A 16,588-nucleotide genomic window follows, 5' to 3' on the forward strand; every position below is an offset into this window, starting at 1 on the left:
GGCACAAGCAGTGAATTCCGGCGTCTGGGGATCGACCTGAAAAACGGGTCTATTTCTCTCAGAACTGGCGAATTCAGAAAGCCCACTCCGGGCTCAAGCCGCTGTTTTGACTTCACTTCCTCAGTTCATGAGAACTCTTCTCCCAACAATCCCGAACGTCTGATCTTTTCTAAACAGATAAGTTTAACTGTGGGTCTCTAAGTGTCACTTGGTCGGAAACAGGTCAGACAGGCGGGCGTTATTTTCCACGCAATATCGCAGGGAAGGGCTGGGCGCCCAAACCAAACTGTCTTCGTTCGCATAGGTATCCAGACGCGCCAAGATAGTTTCAGCCCCGATCGTATCCGCATAAAACATCAACCCACCACGCCACCGTGGGAAGCCACAGCTTCTTACGGTAACAAGATCAATACTTCGAGCCGAAAAGGCAATTCCTTCGTCAAGCAGACCAACCGCTTCGTTGATCATCGCACATAGCAGCCTGTCCCTGATCTCCTCCTCAGAATAGTCACAGCGGGTGATCCCTGCGAAATGTGCCTCCTCCAATGCCAGGTCGGCCACGATCGGGTCGTCAACCTTCCCACCCCCGCCGGGATATCGATACCAGCCTGCTCCGACCTTTTTGCCCAGCTTGCCCAGCTCGAGCATCCGGTCCGCGATGGGAATATTTCGGCGGTTCGGGTCGCGCGGGGCGGTTTCGCGGCGATTGGCAAGAGCAGTGTCCACACCGATCAGGTCCTGCGCCTCGTAAGGGCCCATGGTATAGCCGAATTCGACCATGGCCTCATCCACCTCCCACGGGGTCGAGCCATCCATCAGCACCGTATCTGCGGCTTCGTGGTACCGGGCGAGAATGCGATTTGCGATGTGGTTGTTGCTGGCGGTGTCCTGCCCTCGCGCAGCCCGTTCCGCAAAGAAGATATGTCGCAGGGCGCGGGCTTGTGCGCCTTGCCGCAGGTCCAGAAACGCCGCGCGTTCTTGGGCCATTGCGTCCGACAAAGTGGTTGTGGCGGACAGGGCCACTAGATCAATCGCCCTAGGCGGCGCGATCTGATGGGGTATCCGCTGCGCGACATCGGCGCGCGCAGCCGCAATCGCCGTGTCATCTGCGGCGGGCCGGTCTCGCAATCCGGGCGACACAGACAGTTCCAGCGTGCCAACATCCAGATGCTGTGCAACATCCACCGGGTCCTCTGCGATACCGTCCACCAGCCCCAAGGCTTCGGCCTGTTCAGCCGGAACGGGTTTGCCGGTTGCAATCAAGTCAACCGCCGCCGCAATCCCGATCAGGCGCGGCAAGCGTTGCGTGCCGCCCGCGCCGGGCACCACGCCCAGCGTAACCTCGGGCAGGCCAACCCGGGCACCCGGCGCCGCGATCCTATAGCGGCAAGCCAGCGCCAGTTCACACCCACCGCCCAACGCAACCCCCTTGATCGCTGCAACCCACGGCACGTCCGAGGCCTCGATCCCATTCAAAATCTCCGGCAAATGCGGCGCAACCGGCGGTGCGTCAAACTCTCGCGCATCCACGCCCGCAGCAAATGCGCACTGCGATCCATGCAGCACCACCCGCGACAGACCTTTCTGTGCCTGAACCCAAGCCAACGCATCCGACAGGCCCTGCCGAACGCTGAAACCGATGGCATTCACAGGCAGGTTGTTCAGCATGACAAAACCGACGGCCCCCTGACGCCAGACATCCACGGCCATCATCGGCTCCTTCTGCGTTATAGTTCACTTATGTACGGATATAGACCTAGGTCACGCATCCAACAGCTTTTGCGTCCGGATCATCGCCACCAAATCATCCAAAGACTGGTCCAGCGCCCGCCCCGATGTGTCCAGCATGAACCGCGCCCGTGCATAAAGAACCTCGCGGCTTGCCAGGATCGAGGTCAGCTGCTCCATCGCGTCGGCATTGCCCGCCATGGGCCGCTCATCACCCTGCGCGCGCACCCGGTCCATATGCTCCTGCGGCGAGGCCTTCAGCCAGATCGTATGGAAACTGGACAGCAACTTGTTGAGCGTCTCGGGCTCGGACACGATGCCACCTGCCACGGCCAAGATCACGCGGTCATAGTTTTCGATCACGCGGTCCAGCGATCCGGCCTCAAGCTTGCGATAGCCTTCCTGCCCGTAAAGGGCGAGAATCTCGTCAATCGGCATTCCGCCATGCAGGGCGATTTCTTTGTTCAGCTCCAGAAACGGCGCATCCAGTTGTTCAGCCGCAAGTTTACCAAGCGTCGATTTCCCCGCACCGCGCAAGCCAATCAGACAGACGCGCTGTGCCCGTCCACCCTGATCGCTGCCCGGCAAGAGTGCCTGCAACACCTGATCACGTGTTTCGCTATCGGCGGCAGAGAACAATTCGGCCACGCGCAGGCTGGTGGAATTCCACGGATCTTCTGCGCCCACGAACCACTCGATCCGGTGATCCAACGAATGCGCCACACGTTGCAGCAACCCGATCGATATATTCCCCGTCCCGGATTCAAGCTGCGCCAGATAGCGCTGTGACACGCCCGAGCTTTCGGACAGAACACGACGAGAAATGCCCTTGCGTTCACGCGCGCTGCGGACCCGTTCGCCCACCTGCACCATCAGCGCCGAGATGCTGCGTTCGATCTCGGATTCCGTGTCGATCTGGGTCGACACCCCGCTGAAGGTTGTAATTTCCGCCATGTTCCGCAATTCCGAATGTGTATAATAATGCACAATACGTTCGCCGGACCAAAAAGGAAAACGGTTATGTCCCGGTCTGCTCCGCGTCATGCAAAAACGGAGCCAATAGGTCTTGGATATCCTGCGGCGGTTGGCGTTTTTCAAACGCGTCCGCCACGATGAAGACGCTGACCGTTTGGGCCGAAAAGCACAGTTGGCCATCCTGTTCGCCATCGACGCGAAACGTGATGGAGGATGTGCCCAACCGACTGGGCCATACGTGACAGGCCAGCGTGTGCCGGGGCGTGACCGGGGCTTTGAAGTCCATCTCAAGCCGGACGAAGGGCGTGCCGACATTGCGGTCCAGTTCCAGCTGATACCAGCCCTGACCCAGACGCTCTTCCCACCAGGCGTTGATCGAATCCAGCGTGAACCATGGCAGGCGCCCGGTATAGGCGATGCGCGCCGGGTCGCAATCGCCCCATGTCACCCGGATATCATGTCGATAGGCCGAGGCTGGCCGGGCCGACATCAATAGGTCTCCACGTGGTACCGACCAGCGTCGCGCATCTGATCCCGCAGCGCGGTCCAGTCCTGTCCAACGCCCGCCGAGATTTCAGTCAGAGCTTGCTCGACCCCGTCCTCCATATCCCGCAGGCCGCAGATATAGACATAGCTGTTGGGATCTTGCAGCAGATCGGCGACGATGTCCCGTTTGGCCAGCATCCTGTCCTGAACATATTCCTTGTCCTGACCCTCTTGCCGGCTGAATACCAGATGCTGATCCAACAGCGTCTTGGGCACTTTCTGCAAAGGCCCGAAATAGGGCAGGCTGTCGGGCGCTCTGGCTCCGAAGAACATCGTCATGCCACCGTGAATGGTGCCCACCTTGCGCTGACGGCGCATGGTAAAGGCGCGCATCGGGGCCGAGCCGGTGCCGGTGCAGATCATCAGGATACGCGCATCCGGGTCGTCGGGTAGCAGGAAGGTCGACCCGAACGGGCCGGTGACATTGACCGCATCACCCTTTTTCAGATCACAGACATAGTTCGAGCAAACGCCGCCCTCTTCGCGTTTGACGGTCAGTGAGACATTGTTGAAACCGGGTCGTTCGCCATCGCGCGGGCTGGACACGGAATACAGCCGTGGCAGGTGCGGCTGCCCTTCGCCGGTGGTGCCGGGCGGGATGATCCCGATCGACTGACCTTCCAGAACCGGCATCGGGTGGCCCTGAAAATCCAGAATGATATGGCGCACGTCACTGTCCGAGGACGCCTCGGTCAGGCGGTAATTACCCTGCACAACGGCCTGAACAGGTTTGCCCAAATTGTACAGGTTGATCGTGGGTTTCGATGCCGTGGCCGGGGCCTTGGACTTGCCCCCCGCACCCTTGTGTGCATCGGCCAACAACGCGGCCATCGCATCATCCAGCGCCTCAATCCCGGTGTCGGCGTCATCCGAGCCCAGATCCTCTTGTTCCGGCAACTCCTCCCACTCATATTGCTGTTCCAGGCTGTAAGGTTCGGTCACCACGCGCCATTCGTCGATTGATCCGGTCGGACAGACCGGGATGCAATCCATGCAGAAGTTGCACAGATCAGCATTCACAACCACGTTGTTGTCGTCATGTTCGATGGCCTGTTCGGGGCAGGTCATCTCGCACGTGTAACAACGGATACAGATTTCCGGGTCGATCAGGTGCTGTTTGATGGGTTTGTTCATGATTTATGCCGTCGCTGGATAAGGGTGGGAAGGGTCATGGCGTCGATAAGTGCTGCGCAGATGCCGGTGCAGGTGTCACAGCCAAGACAACGCCCCCGGATCACCGAGTGATTGGGCTGTACCTCGGCCTTGTCTACGCTGAGAGCGGAGCGTTCCGCTGGCATTATCCATATCCTTCCCGCGTTGGCTGGCAAGATGCGGCGGGCAGTGGAGATCCCCACCGCCCTGCCAAACAAGCCCAAAATCAGGCCATGTGCAGTTTCACATATTCGAAATCGCCGGGCTTGTTATCGATCCCAACCTTCGGGGCCGAGATCCAGCCTGCGTATTTGCCGGGCTCATAGCACGGCACCATAAGCGACTGGATATAAGCCCCATCTTCTTTGGAAGGCAGCCATTTGTCGGCATTCGCGGCCCACTCCGCCTCAGAGATGATATCACCTTCGGGATTGGCCTTAATCGCGGCAAAGACGCCGATCTGGCGGTGGAACGCCTCGTCTGGCAGGGCCAAGTTGAACTCGATCCCGGCTTTCTGGATGATCTTGTTCCAGCGCCCGACACCGCCCGAGGCATCGCGGACATAGTCGTCGCGCAACCGCATGTTGATCGCGGTCAGTGCAGGCACGTCCTGAGTCACGATCGCCCCATCAACGATGGATTTCACCGCATAGGTGTCGCTTTGCAGCATGTGGTCGTCGTCGATACGGTTCTCCATATACCGGCCCTTGATACCCGCGTTGAAGGCGTTGGCGGCATTGGTCGAGACCTCTTGCCCGAACAAGTCCAGCGACAGCGAATAGTGCAGGTTCAGCTTTTTCTGGATCGTCGGCAGGTCGATCACGCCCAGATCGCGGACCTTGCCGATATCGTAGGGGTCGGTCAAACCGGCCTCGTTCATCGCCTCGCAGGTGCGTTGCACGATACGGCTGACACCGGTTTCGCCCACGAACATATGGTGGGCCTCTTCGGTCAGCATGAAGCGACAGGTCCGGCTGAGCGGATCAAACCCAGATTGCGCAAGGCTTTCCAGCTGCATTTTGCCGTCGCGGTCGGTGAAATAGGTGAACATGAAGAAGGACAACCAATCGGGTGTTTCTTCGTTAAAGGCGCCCAGCATACGGGGGGCTTCTTCAGAGCCCGAGGACCGGATCAGCAGGTCATCCGCCTCTTCCCGGCCATCCTTGCCGAAATATTTCTGCAGCAGATAAACCATCGCCCACAGGTGGCGGCCTTCTTCCACGTTGACCTGAAACAGGTTGCGCATGTCATAAAGCGACGGCGCAGTCAGTCCCAAGAACCGCTGCTGCTCGACCGAGCCCGGCTCGGTATCGCCCTGAATGACAATCAGACGTTTTAGCATGTTGCGGTATTCGCCCGGCACCTCTTGCCATGCTTTCTCGCCCTTATGCTCACCCATTGGAATGATGCGCTCTTCGACCTGCGGAGCCAGCAGAACGCCCCAGCGGTATTCCGGCATTTTCACATAGTCGAACTTGGCCCAGCCTTTGGGGTCAACGCTGACGGCGGTGCGCAGGTAGACCATCGAGTCCTGAAAGTTCTGCGGGATCAGCTTGTTCCACCAGTCGATATAGCCGGGATGCCATTTCTCAAGCGCTTTCAGTACCTTGCGGTCCTGACTCAGGCCGACATTGTTGGGGATCTGAGTGTCGTAACTTACGTTGATGACGTCTAGCATGTCTTTCTCCTGATGAAGCTCGGGGGGAACCTGTCACACACGTTCCATGTCATATTCGCCGCGCAACCCGGTGCCGTACCGTTGCAACGCGCCATCGGGACCCACCGCATTGGGACGGTTGAAAATCCAGTTCTGCCACGCGGTCAGGCGGCCAAAGATGCGAGTTTCCATGGTTTCGGGACCGGCGAAACGCAGGTTCGCCTCCATCCCGGTCATCGCATCAGGGCTGAACGAGGCGCGCTCTTCCTCGAAGATGCGGATCTCGTCTTCCCAGTCGATGTCATCCAGGATCATCGTCACAAGGCCCAACTCGTCGGCGGCTTCGGCATCCAACGCGGTGTTTTTATGGTCTTCCATCTGGCCAGCCGCATCGGGCGTGCCATAGAACCGGGTTTCAAGCCGGGTCAGATCATTGCCCATAGGCAAAGGTCCGAAATTGGCATCGGTCAAAGTGACCGTCGCCAAGGGACGATTGTCGCCCTCGAACTCGTCTTCCATCATATACGTACGATCCACCGCCCACAGGATTTCGGCCAGAATACCCGTAAAGCACGAGCCGTGTTCGACCAGCGCCGACATCGAACGCGAAGTGACGTCGATCCGTTTCAGTAGGCGCTTCCAATATTGCAGCACCTCGTTAGCCAACCAGTGATCGCGATTGGCCAGCAACAACGCCTCATGCGCCTGGAACAGCTCGGGGTCGCCTTGGGTGCGGAACACCAGCAGGCCGAGCTCCATTTCGTTCAGGCGCAAGTGCAGAATTGCGTCGTCCAGTTCGCGCGCCAGCCGCAACAGATAGGCCTGATCCCCCTGCGCCGTGAACGCGGCCATGTCCTGCGGCGCGTCGGCATCCGGGCCACTGATCGTCACGGTCGCCTTGCGGGCATCCCGATCAACAGCCACTTCAATCAGGCTATACGTGACCGAGCCATCTTCGCCGACCGTCTTGTCCAACGGACCCAGAACAACCCCGGCAGCATCCGGCTTGGGCATCGCAGCGGCGAATTCGCGGGCACGTTCTTGCACGGTGGCGTCGAACTTGGAGTTCGGCACGACCTCATCCACCAGACGCCAATCCAGCGCCCGCTTGCCCTTGACCCCTTCTTCGGTCGAGCAGAACACATCGGCCAGATCGCGCCGCACCTTGCGTTTATCCGTCACCCGCGTCAGCCCACCAGTTCCGGGTAGAACCGCCAACAGAGGCACCTCGGGCAGCGCGACCGAGGAGGTGCTGTCATCGGTCAGCATGATGTGGTTGCAGGCCAGCGCCAACTCATATCCACCTCCGGCGCAGGCGCCTTTGACGGCGGCAATATATTTCTGGCCGCTGTCTTTTTCGGCGGCTTCGTAGGTGTTGCGCGTCTCATTGGTGAATTTGCAGAAGTTCACCTTGTGGCTGTGGGCCGCCCCCCCGAGCATCCGGATATTTGCACCCGCGCAGAACACCCGGTCCTTACCGGATTGCATGACGACCACTTTCACCTCGGGATGTTCAAAGCGCATCCGTTGCACGATATCGGCCAGTTCGATATCGACGCCCAGATCGTAAGAGTTCAGCTTGAGTTGATAACCCTCGAACAGCCCCTGATCTTCGTCGACATCCATAATCAGGTTCGCAACCGGCCCATCATATTCCACCCGCCAATGGCGATACTGCGATGGATGGGTCTGAAAATTGATGACCTTGGTCATGTGCAACTCCTACGTTCAGACATGCAGGATAGTGCGCTGCATGTATCGAGTAAAGGAATGAGTGCAAAATAACGCATCTTTTAGATGCATTTTTTGCCGATTCTACCCTCTGGTTCTACTTTGTTGTGCATTATTTTGCACATCTCGCCATTCAAACCCAGAACAGCCCCTCCTGCCCGGTCCACCGCCTCGCGAGCCAGATTGTCGGATAAGGTCATTAGACGCGCCATCGCGCGAGGCTGCCCCATCCGGCCTTTAAGACAGGCGTTTGCGTATTGAATAACCGCCTGCACCATCAGACGTTCTGGCGAATTGGGCGGGCAGGCCAGCCAGACGGCCTCGAGCACCTCATGCGCCTCCCAATAGTACCCCTCATTCAGAAAGGCCAAACCGCTGGTCCAGGCGGATGTATCCACCAGATCAGACGGCGCAACATCCGACAGGCCGATTTTCAGCGGGTCAAACAGACCTTCGGGGTGACGCGCTGTTTGACCCGGTACGTAAGCGTGCGGAGGCCAACAGTCGCTGGTCATGCCATTTCAGGCATTGCCTGTTCCAACCGCTCAAGCCGGGCGGTGAACTCTGCGATTGCTGTCAGGGTTGCTGTGGGTTGATCAAACTGAGGGGCGTGCCGACAATTGTCCAGTATGGCTGTTTCGACGGGAGCATAGCTGCGGGTTTCAACCTCGGCAATCTGAGCCAGTGTGCCATACTGATCATCACGCCCCTGAATCGCAAGCGTCGGAATGCGCAGGTAGTCGATGACATCCGCCACGTTCCAGTTGCGGAAACCGGGGTCCAGCCACGCATCACACCAGCCATTAAACATCGCCGCCGGGTCGCGGTGATAAGACGCCAGCCGCCCTGCTAGGTCGCCGGTATCAAACGCTTCCCGCGCGGCGGCAATCGAAGCCAACCCCATCTCTTCGGTAAAGAAATGTGGCGCCATCAGGATCAACCCCCGCACCCGCTGGTCCGAGACCGAGCCCGCATAGATTGCCGCTATTGTCGCGCCATCAGAGTGACCCAGCAGAACCGCCCGCTGAATGCCAGCCTGATCCAGAACGGGGCCCAGAACTTGCTGCGCTTCGACAGTCATGTAGTCTAGAGTGCGCGGCAGCTCTGCTGGATCGGATTGGCCATAGCCAGCGCGGGAATAGGCCAGAACACCAAAGCCGGTTGCCGCCGAAATCTCGGCAGGGAAATCCCTCCACATCGCGACGCAACCCAGCCCTTCGTGCAGCATCACGATGGTTGGCGCATCCTGTGGCGCAGGGCCCCAGGTGCCGTATTCCAATTCCGTGCCGTTCACATCCATGCGGCCCGAGCCGCCATCCTGCCAGATCATGCGGTTTCCCTCAGTTTGAAACGTTGGATTTTGCCGGTTGCGGTTTTGGGCAGATCATCCACCACCTCGACCCAGCGCGGATATTTCCACTTGCCAATCCGGTCTTGGACAAAGTCTTTCAGATCCCCAATCGCATCCACGCTTTGACCATCTTTCAGAACGACAAAGGCGCGGGGCTTGTCCAAGCCTTGCTCGTCGGCATGGGCCACAATCGCGGCCTCAAGGATGGCGGGGTGTTCGATCAGCGTCTGTTCAATCTCGAACGGACTGACCCAGATGCCGGAAACTTTGAACATGTCATCCGTGCGCCCGCAATAGATATAGCGACCCTCGGCCGTGCGCTCGTATTTGTCGCCGGTCCGGGTCCATTGCCCCTCGAAAGTCGCGCGCGATTTCTCGCGCCGGTTCCAATAGCTTTCGGCCGAGGATGGGCCACGAACTAGCAGCTCGCCCACCTCGCCATCGCCAACCTCGTGATCGGCTTCGTCGACCAGACGCACGTCATAGCCGGGCACCGCCGTGCCGGAGGTTCCATAGACAATGTCTCCGGGTCGGTTCGACAGGAAGATATGCAGCATCTCGGTCGAGCCCACGCCATCCACGATCTGCGCAACCATGTTCTTTTCCCATGCCTCACCCACCTCACGCGGTAGCGCCTCGCCAGCCGAGGTGCACAGGCGCAGATTGGGCTCACTTTGCAGATCGCCCGCCTCGAACCGTGCGTTCATCGCGGCAAAGAAGGTGGGCACGCCGCAAAATAGCGTCGGCTTGTGCGCGGCGATGATCTGAAACGCCACATCCGGCGTTGGGCGGCCACCCAGCAGGATCGTCGTTGCCCCAACCGACAGCGGAAAGGTCAGCCCGTTGCCCAACCCATAGGCAAAGAACAGCTTGGCGACCGAGAACACCACGTCCTCTTCCCGGATACCCAGCACCTGCGCCCCGAATGTGTCGGCGGTAGCCCGAAGGCTGGACTGCACATGGCGCACACCTTTCGGCAGACCCGTCGAGCCCGAGGAATAGAGCCAGAACGCGGCCTCATCACTGTCCGAGGTGACGGTTTCCACTGGCGTGGCCCCATCCATGAACGCCTCAAGGCTGGTGGTGCCATCGGGCGCGTCGCCTATAACGATCACCTGCCGCAGATTTGTATTGCCTTGGATCGCAGGTGCGACCGTGGCCCACATCTCGGCCGATACGATCAGAACCGTCGCGCGGCTATCGTTCAGGGTCGCGGCGTAAACCGGCGCGGATAGCAATGTGTTGATCGGCACGGGAATGGCCCCGGCCTTTATCGCGCCCCAGAACAGGATCGGAAATTCGATCTGGTCCAGCACGACCATCGCAACACGCTCTTCCCGGCGCACGTCATGGCGCGCCAGCGCGCCGGCAAACCGTGCGCTTTCCTGGGCCAGGGCGCGATAAGTCAAGGTGCGTTGCTGTCCGTCTGCCTCGTGAAAGGCCACTTTGTCGCCGCGCCCTTCACGCAGATGACGATCCACAAACCAAAGGGCTGCATTCTGGTTTTCTGACACGGGTTCCTCCTCCCCTCGACAGGCCAGCGGCTGCTTGCCGGAAAAACAATCACCCTGCTACGCGACCCATTTCCCCAATGGGGTCGCCTCGTTCGGGGATCATTCGAATCGAGGTTTTTGGAAAATTCCGCCCCGACGCCTGAAATATGCGTTATAATGCACATTTCTCGGATATGTTTGCAACAGTGTTTTTTGCGTTTGTGCATTTTCTTGCACAAATCGGCGCAGATCAGCCAAATGGGATCAGGAATAGGGTGATCGCCGGGAACAGCACCAAAAGGACAACACGCAGGATGTCAGATCCGACAAAGAACAGCACGGCCTTGTAGGTCTCGGTCATACGGGTTTCACGGTCCATCGTGTTGATCACAAACAGATTCATCCCGACTGGAGGCGTAATCAACCCGACCTCAACCACGATCAACACAAGGATACCGAACCAAATGGCTGTGCGCTCTTCGGCGATGCGGTCGGCCATGCCTTGTGTGACTCGGATACCGATCTCTTTCTGCAAATCGCGACTGATCTCGGCCCCTGAGGCAATCAGGGCCTCGACCTCGGCGCGGATGTCGGGGGCAATGTCGGCGGCTCCGGCCAGAGCAGCGCGGGCTGCATCATGTTGCATCGCGATCAGGTCGACCAAGCCGAAATCCAGCACGGATATGACCGGGTAGAAGATCGGGATCGTCAACAGGATCATGCTGAGGCTGTCCATCACGCAGCCCAGGATCAGGTAAAACACCAAGATCAGAGCCAGAATTGCCCAGGGGCTGAAGCCCTGACTCAGCACGAAATTCGCCAGTTCCTGCGGCACATTCGTGAGCGCCAGAAACCCGTTATAAAACCCCGCGCCCAGAATAATGAAGAAGATCATCGCCGTGGATTTGGCCGTGGTAGTTAAACTGTCTTTCAGCGTCGACCATGTCAGCCCGCCATTCGCGAGCGCGATCAAGCCAGTTCCAGCCGCCCCCACAGCAGCGCCTTCTGTGGGCGTGAACCACCCCGCATAAATGCCGCCGACGACGCCGCCAAAGACAACCAGCACGGGCCAGACGTCTAGCAGCAACCGAAACCGTTCACGGTAAGGCACGGCAGGACGGGTTCCGGCGCTGTCTGGGTAAAGGCGCACATAGACCGAGACGGCAATCACATAACCCAATGCCGCCAGAACGCCGGGAATGAATGCAGCCAGAAACAGCTTGGCAATATTCTGTTCGGTCAGGATCGCGTAGATCACCAACACAACCGAAGGCGGGATCAGAATGCCCAACGTCCCCCCTGCGGCCAACGTGGCGGTCGAGAAGCCACCGGCATAGCCATACCGACGTAACTCAGGCAGTGCCACGCGCCCCATCGTGGCCGCCGTTGCCAGCGACGATCCGCAGATCGCCCCGAACCCCGCGCAAGCTCCGATCGCGGCCATGGCGACACCGCCCCTGCGATGGCCCAAAAAGCCCTCGGCCGCTTTGAACAGCGCCGTCGACATCCCGCCCAGCGTGGCAAAATACCCCATCAGCAGGAACATCGGCACAATCGATAGGGAATAGCTGGAGAAGGTCGTGTAAGTCTCGGATTTCAGCCGGCCCAACGGGATATTCAGGTTGCCGGTGACAGTCACGATCCCGACCAGACCGGTGACGAACATGGCCAACCCGATCGGAACGCGGGCGAAAATCAACAAAAGCAGCGCGGGAAAGGACAGCAACCCGATGGCGAGATCGCTCACGGCAGGATTTCCTTTCCTGTCGCGCATTCGCGGATGCGGATGCCCGCCATATAAAGACCGACGACTGCGGCCACCACGGCCGCGCAAAAGCTGGCGGCATAACCCCACCAGACAGGGAATTGCAGGATAAACGTATTCTCACCAAACCGCAGCTTCGCCATCATGCCCCCAAACAACTGCACTGCGATCAGTACCAGAACGGCGGCAAAGACCACCTCGGCCAACATGCGCAAGATACGGTCAACCCGAGGCGATAGTTTCGAGGTGAAAATATCAACGACCGCATGACCCGAATTCAGCTGACAGAGCGGCAGGAAGGCAAAGATGGCAAAGGCCACGCCCGCCTCGACAATCTCAAAATCGCCATTGATAGGCCCAACACCCAGCCCCAGAGCCCATTCGGAAAAGCCCGGCGCAACCTGCCCGATCCACCCATGCAGCAATGTATTGAGGGACCGGCCCAGAACCGAGATACAGATCAACAGGATCAAAGCCGTCAGAACAGCGCCGCCCAGCAATGCCATGCCGCGCGCCAGCTTTTCTATCGTTTGGTGCATGTCCCCTCCACCAACGGTGCCGATGCAGATTTTGGATAAATTGCCGCGCGGCGTTCGGAATACGCCGCGCGGAAGGTCCGGCTTAGCTGCCGTACTCGTTCATCAACGCTTTGGCCCGATCGATCAGGGCCTGACCGTCAATGCCCTTTTCGTTCATCTCGGACAGCCAAGTGTCATAGACAGGCTGTGCGGCCTCGGCCCAGGCGGCGGATTGTTCAGCGTCCAGAGTCACCACGTTGTTCCCGCGATCCAGCGCGATTTCACGCGCGGGTTCGTCATAGGCCTGCTGGACTTCGCCTGCGAACATGGAAAATTCCAAGCCCGAGTTGTCGTCGATGACGGCCTTCAGATCATCCGGCAGTGCGGCGTACTTGTCCTTGTTCATGGCAAGAACGAAGGTAACGGTATACATCATCGGCCCGGTGAATTCGGTGTGATTCTCCACCAGTTCCGGCACTTTCAGCGCCTTGGTCACTTCCCACGGAATGGTCGTGCCGTCGATCACACCTTTGGACAGCGCCTCGGGCACCGCGGGCACAGGCATACCCACCGGGGTCGCGCCCAACGTGCTGAGCAGGGCGTTGACCTGACGCGAGGCACCACGGATTTTCATGCCGTTGAAATCGTCTGGCGTCAGAACCTCTTTATTGGCGTGGATCATGCCGGGGCCGTGGACCCAGCCACCCAGAACCTTCACGTCCGAGAACTCACGCGCGGCGATGTCTTCTTCCAGCAAGGTCCAGAACGCGGCCGAAGCGGGCTTGGCGTCATTCACCAGGAAGGGTAATTCGAACACTTCGGTCGACGGGAAGCGGCCCGGCGTATAGCCGATGACGTTCCAGGTCATGTCGATCACGCCGTCGATCACCTGATCCAGCAATTCCGGTGGCTTGCCGCCCAGTTGCATCGAAGGATAGCGGGTGATCTCGATACGTCCGCCTGAATCCTCTTCGATCTTGTCGGCCCAGACGTCGATGATTTTCGATGGGATCGTCGCCTGCGCAGGTAAGAAGCTTTGCAGGTTGAATTCATATTCGGCAGCCGTTGCCGCCGTCCCCATGCTTAGGGCCAAAGCCCCTAACGCCCCGATCAGCGTGCGTTTGATCTTCATTGGTTCCTCCTCCTCTGCGCGATGCGTCGCGATGCAATTTAATGCATAACATGCATAATATCGCAACTTTTTTTGCAAACCCGCTTATCATCAGTCCAGCGTCCTAGGTCCGATACGGGCCGGTATCCACTCATCGCATGGGATCATGTATGGCCCCCTTATGCTTTTATCGCAACGGTATGGCCGCATCCGTGCGTTGCGAAACCTCTTGCACAATGCAATCCTGCATAGCGGGGACAGGAGGATAAGATGCGGACGCAAGTTCTTGTGATCGGCGGTGGGCCGTCGGGTTTGCTGTTGTCACAGCTTCTGGCAACGCAGGGAATCGACAGCATCGTTCTGGAGCGTCGGACGAAGGACTATGTGTTGGGCCGCATCCGCGCCGGCGTGCTGGAGCAGGGTTTTGTCGACCTGATGGATCAGGCAGGCGTCAGCGCGCGCCTGCACGCTGAGGCAATTGAACATAGCGGCACGTTGATCGCGGTCGAAGACGACTACTTCCGGGTCGACTTCCAGCACCATACCGGCACCCCGGTTCTGGTTTACGGCCAGACCGAAGTGACCCGCGACCTCTATGACGCGCGCGAGGCCGCAGGTGGCGCGATGATCTTCAACACCGAAAACGTCACCATTCATGACGCTGAAACCGACACTCCCTATGTGACCTTCACCACCGATGGGCAAGATCAGCGTATCGATGCGGATTTCGTCGCGGGCTGCGACGGATTTCACGGGGTCAGCCGAAAAACCATCCCGCTGTCGGTCCGGCGCGAATACGAAAAGATCTATCCTTTTGGCTGGCTGGGCATTCTGTCCGAAACCCCGCCTGTGCATCACGAATTGATCTATGCCTCGTCCCATCGCGGCTTTGCGCTGTGCTCTATGCGCAACGAGGCGCTGAGTCGCTATTACATCCAGTGTTCTCTGTCCGATCACCCCGAAGACTGGACCGATGCCGCCTTTTGGGCCGAGCTGAAACGCCGCATTCCAAAGGAATTTTCCGATCGCCTAGTGACTGGCCCGTCGATCGAAAAATCGATCGCGCCACTGCGTTCTTTCGTGACCGAGCCGATGCAGTGGGGGCGGCTGTTTCTGTGCGGGGATGCTGCGCATATCGTGCCCCCAACCGGGGCCAAGGGGCTGAATACGGCGGCCTCGGACGTGCACTACCTGTTCCAAGGTTTGAAGGACTATTACCAAGATGGGTCTGAGGCCGGGATCGACACGTATTCGCAAAACGCTCTGGCGAGGGTTTGGAAGGCCGAGCGGTTCAGCTGGTGGTTTTCAACGCTGCTGCACCGCTTTCCCGACCAGTCCGAATTTGACCTCAAGATGCAACGGGCCGAGATTGACTTTCTGCGCAGCAACGAAGCCGCGCAAAAGGCGATGGCCGAGAACTATGTGGGGCTGCCGTATTGAAGATGACCGACGAAAAGAGGAACGTGATGGATCGCCATGCAACCGGCATGTCCGTGCGCCGCAAAGTTCTGGGCGACGCCCATGTAGATCGCGCCGAGGCGCGCAAAACCGCCTTCGACGCGCCGTTTCAGGACATGATTACCGAGACCGCGTGGGGCACGCTGTGGGCGGATGACACGATCACCCCGCGCGAACGCTCCATGATCACGCTGGCTCTGCTGGCCGCGACGCGGAACTTTGAAGAAATCCCCATGCATGTGCGCGCCTGCGCCAATACCGGGGCCTCGAAAGACGATATCCTTCAGGCTTTCCTGCACGCCGCCGTCTATGCGGGCGTTCCCTGCGCCAATCGGGCCATTGCGCTTGCCAAACAAACCTTCTCCGAGATGGAGGACATGGCGGAATGACCCAGCTTTTCCCACGCGACAGGGCCTGGCATCCGCAAGCCTTGGACCCCAACTATAAAACCAGCGTGACACGCTCTCCGAAACAACCGTTCTTGTCGCTGGAAGGGACCACAAGCGAGCTGTCCGGCCCGACCTTTGGCCATAGTGACATCGACCCGTTGGACAATGACCTTCTGCGCAATTTCGCTACAACCGGCGATCCGGTGGGTGAACGTATCCTGCTGCACGGAAGGGTGCTGGATGAAAACGCTCGCCCGGTGCCTAATACACTGGTCGAGATCTGGCAGGCCAATGCCGGAGGGCGATATCGTCACAAGAAAGACACCTATCTGGCCGCCATAGATCCGAATTTCGGCGGCTGCGGGCGAACGCTGACCGACGATCAGGGTTACTACCAGTTTCGCACCGTTAAACCCGGCGCTTATCCTTGGCGCAACTGGGTCAGCAGTTGGCGGCCTGCGCATATTCACGTGTCGGTCTTCGGGACAAGCTTTGCACAGCGCCTGATCACGCAGCTTTACTTTGAAGGCGACCCGCTGATTGCCAAGTGCCCGATCATCAACACGATCCCCGACCCGCGCGCGATCGACCAACTGGTGGCCGTGCTGGATATCAACGCCTCCGTTCCCTTCGACTGTCTTGCCTATAAATTCGACATCGTGCTGCGCGGGCTGCGGTCGACCTATTTCGAAAACCGGCCCGAGGGGAACTGAC

16 protein-coding genes are annotated in these 16,588 nt (G+C 59.0%); 3 read left to right on the plus strand and 13 right to left on the minus strand.

From position 1 onward, the window contains the following. Window positions 1-204: 204 nt before the first annotated feature. The 13 genes from ACR0DX_RS10995 to ACR0DX_RS11055 form a co-directional block, all read right to left on the minus strand. Window positions 205-1,710, minus strand: coding sequence for an enoyl-CoA hydratase-related protein (locus ACR0DX_RS10995; protein WP_170355225.1), 1,506 nt, complete (start codon window positions 1,708-1,710; stop codon window positions 205-207). Between the two features lie 51 nt (window positions 1,711-1,761). Beyond that, window positions 1,762-2,682 carry a helix-turn-helix transcriptional regulator gene (locus ACR0DX_RS11000; RefSeq protein ID WP_170355226.1) on the minus strand — a complete coding sequence of 307 codons (921 nt, stop codon included), beginning with the start codon at window positions 2,680-2,682 and terminating at the stop codon, window positions 1,762-1,764. Window positions 2,683-2,746: 64 nt separating this feature from the next. Continuing rightward, a complete protein-coding gene (locus ACR0DX_RS11005) occupies window positions 2,747-3,193 on the minus strand; it encodes an acyl-CoA thioesterase (RefSeq protein ID WP_480846127.1) in 447 nt (148 codons plus the stop codon). Then, window positions 3,193-4,383, minus strand: coding sequence for a benzoyl-CoA 2,3-epoxidase subunit BoxA (boxA, locus tag ACR0DX_RS11010; RefSeq protein ID WP_170355228.1), 1,191 nt, complete (start codon window positions 4,381-4,383; stop codon window positions 3,193-3,195). The genes ACR0DX_RS11005 and boxA overlap by 1 nt, the downstream gene beginning before the upstream one ends. After that, on the minus strand, window positions 4,380-4,547 hold the full coding sequence (locus ACR0DX_RS11015) for a hypothetical protein (protein WP_170355229.1): 168 nt from the start codon (window positions 4,545-4,547) through the stop codon (window positions 4,380-4,382). The genes boxA and ACR0DX_RS11015 overlap by 4 nt, the downstream gene beginning before the upstream one ends. 80 nt (window positions 4,548-4,627) lie before the next feature. Further along, on the minus strand, window positions 4,628-6,079 hold the full coding sequence (gene boxB / locus ACR0DX_RS11020) for a benzoyl-CoA 2,3-epoxidase subunit BoxB (RefSeq protein WP_170355230.1): 1,452 nt from the start codon (window positions 6,077-6,079) through the stop codon (window positions 4,628-4,630). 33 nt (window positions 6,080-6,112) lie between these two features. After that, window positions 6,113-7,771, minus strand: a complete 1,659-nt coding sequence (gene boxC / locus ACR0DX_RS11025) for a 2,3-epoxybenzoyl-CoA dihydrolase (RefSeq protein WP_170355231.1) — start codon at window positions 7,769-7,771, stop codon at window positions 6,113-6,115. A gap of 80 nt (window positions 7,772-7,851) precedes the next feature. Beyond that, complete coding sequence (locus ACR0DX_RS11030) at window positions 7,852-8,304, minus strand: DUF309 domain-containing protein (RefSeq protein WP_170355232.1); 453 nt, start codon at window positions 8,302-8,304, stop codon at window positions 7,852-7,854. Beyond that, window positions 8,301-9,119, minus strand: coding sequence for an alpha/beta fold hydrolase (locus ACR0DX_RS11035; protein ID WP_170355233.1), 819 nt, complete (start codon window positions 9,117-9,119; stop codon window positions 8,301-8,303). Before ACR0DX_RS11035 ends, ACR0DX_RS11030 begins: the two co-directional genes overlap by 4 nt. Next, window positions 9,116-10,654 (minus strand): benzoate-CoA ligase family protein, encoded by a 1,539-nt coding sequence (locus tag ACR0DX_RS11040; RefSeq protein ID WP_170355234.1) that lies wholly within the window; start codon window positions 10,652-10,654, stop codon window positions 9,116-9,118. Before ACR0DX_RS11040 ends, ACR0DX_RS11035 begins: the two co-directional genes overlap by 4 nt. Before the next feature lie 229 nt (window positions 10,655-10,883). Next, complete coding sequence (locus tag ACR0DX_RS11045) at window positions 10,884-12,380, minus strand: TRAP transporter large permease (protein ID WP_170355235.1); 1,497 nt, start codon at window positions 12,378-12,380, stop codon at window positions 10,884-10,886. Next, the gene (locus tag ACR0DX_RS11050) at window positions 12,377-12,937 is read right to left on the minus strand and encodes a TRAP transporter small permease (protein ID WP_170355236.1); all 561 of its coding nucleotides are present in this window, start codon (window positions 12,935-12,937) and stop codon (window positions 12,377-12,379) included. The genes ACR0DX_RS11045 and ACR0DX_RS11050 overlap by 4 nt, the downstream gene beginning before the upstream one ends. 82 nt (window positions 12,938-13,019) lie before the next feature. Beyond that, window positions 13,020-14,048: a TRAP transporter substrate-binding protein gene (locus tag ACR0DX_RS11055; RefSeq protein WP_170355237.1), complete on the minus strand. Its 1,029-nt coding sequence runs from the start codon at window positions 14,046-14,048 to the stop codon at window positions 13,020-13,022. A gap of 249 nt (window positions 14,049-14,297) precedes the next feature. On the opposite strand from ACR0DX_RS11055, the gene pobA reads away from it, so the two are divergent. From pobA to pcaH, 3 genes are read left to right on the plus strand one after another with little or no spacing between them, the layout of a single operon-like run. Beyond that, window positions 14,298-15,467 carry a 4-hydroxybenzoate 3-monooxygenase gene (gene pobA / locus ACR0DX_RS11060; protein ID WP_170355238.1) on the plus strand — a complete coding sequence of 390 codons (1,170 nt, stop codon included), beginning with the start codon at window positions 14,298-14,300 and terminating at the stop codon, window positions 15,465-15,467. Window positions 15,468-15,469: 2 nt separating this feature from the next. Then, window positions 15,470-15,874, plus strand: coding sequence for a 4-carboxymuconolactone decarboxylase (gene pcaC / locus ACR0DX_RS11065; RefSeq protein ID WP_170355239.1), 405 nt, complete (start codon window positions 15,470-15,472; stop codon window positions 15,872-15,874). Next, a complete protein-coding gene (pcaH, locus tag ACR0DX_RS11070; RefSeq protein WP_170355240.1) occupies window positions 15,871-16,587 on the plus strand; it encodes a protocatechuate 3,4-dioxygenase subunit beta in 717 nt (238 codons plus the stop codon). Before pcaC ends, pcaH begins: the two co-directional genes overlap by 4 nt. The last annotated feature ends 1 nt before the right edge of the window (window position 16,588 follow it).

Source organism: Ruegeria sp. D3 (assembly GCF_056534465.1).

Coding starts and splice junctions, on each gene's coding strand:
- ACR0DX_RS11005 (WP_480846127.1), bottom strand. CDS start 3,193: ATGTCGGCCCGGCCAGCCTCGGCCTATCGACATGATATCCGGGTGACA.
- boxB (WP_170355230.1), bottom strand. CDS start 6,079: ATGCTAGACGTCATCAACGTAAGTTACGACACTCAGATCCCCAACAAT.
- pcaC (WP_170355239.1), top strand. CDS start 15,470: ATGACCGACGAAAAGAGGAACGTGATGGATCGCCATGCAACCGGCATG.
- ACR0DX_RS11055 (WP_170355237.1), bottom strand. CDS start 14,048: ATGAAGATCAAACGCACGCTGATCGGGGCGTTAGGGGCTTTGGCCCTA.
- ACR0DX_RS11030 (WP_170355232.1), bottom strand. CDS start 8,304: ATGACCAGCGACTGTTGGCCTCCGCACGCTTACGTACCGGGTCAAACA.
- ACR0DX_RS11000 (WP_170355226.1), bottom strand. CDS start 2,682: ATGGCGGAAATTACAACCTTCAGCGGGGTGTCGACCCAGATCGACACG.
- pcaH (WP_170355240.1), top strand. CDS start 15,871: ATGACCCAGCTTTTCCCACGCGACAGGGCCTGGCATCCGCAAGCCTTG.
- pobA (WP_170355238.1), top strand. CDS start 14,298: ATGCGGACGCAAGTTCTTGTGATCGGCGGTGGGCCGTCGGGTTTGCTG.
- ACR0DX_RS11035 (WP_170355233.1), bottom strand. CDS start 9,119: ATGATCTGGCAGGATGGCGGCTCGGGCCGCATGGATGTGAACGGCACG.
- ACR0DX_RS10995 (WP_170355225.1), bottom strand. CDS start 1,710: ATGGCCGTGGATGTCTGGCGTCAGGGGGCCGTCGGTTTTGTCATGCTG.
- boxA (WP_170355228.1), bottom strand. CDS start 4,383: ATGAACAAACCCATCAAACAGCACCTGATCGACCCGGAAATCTGTATC.
- ACR0DX_RS11015 (WP_170355229.1), bottom strand. CDS start 4,547: ATGCCAGCGGAACGCTCCGCTCTCAGCGTAGACAAGGCCGAGGTACAG.
- boxC (WP_170355231.1), bottom strand. CDS start 7,771: ATGACCAAGGTCATCAATTTTCAGACCCATCCATCGCAGTATCGCCAT.
- ACR0DX_RS11050 (WP_170355236.1), bottom strand. CDS start 12,937: ATGCACCAAACGATAGAAAAGCTGGCGCGCGGCATGGCATTGCTGGGC.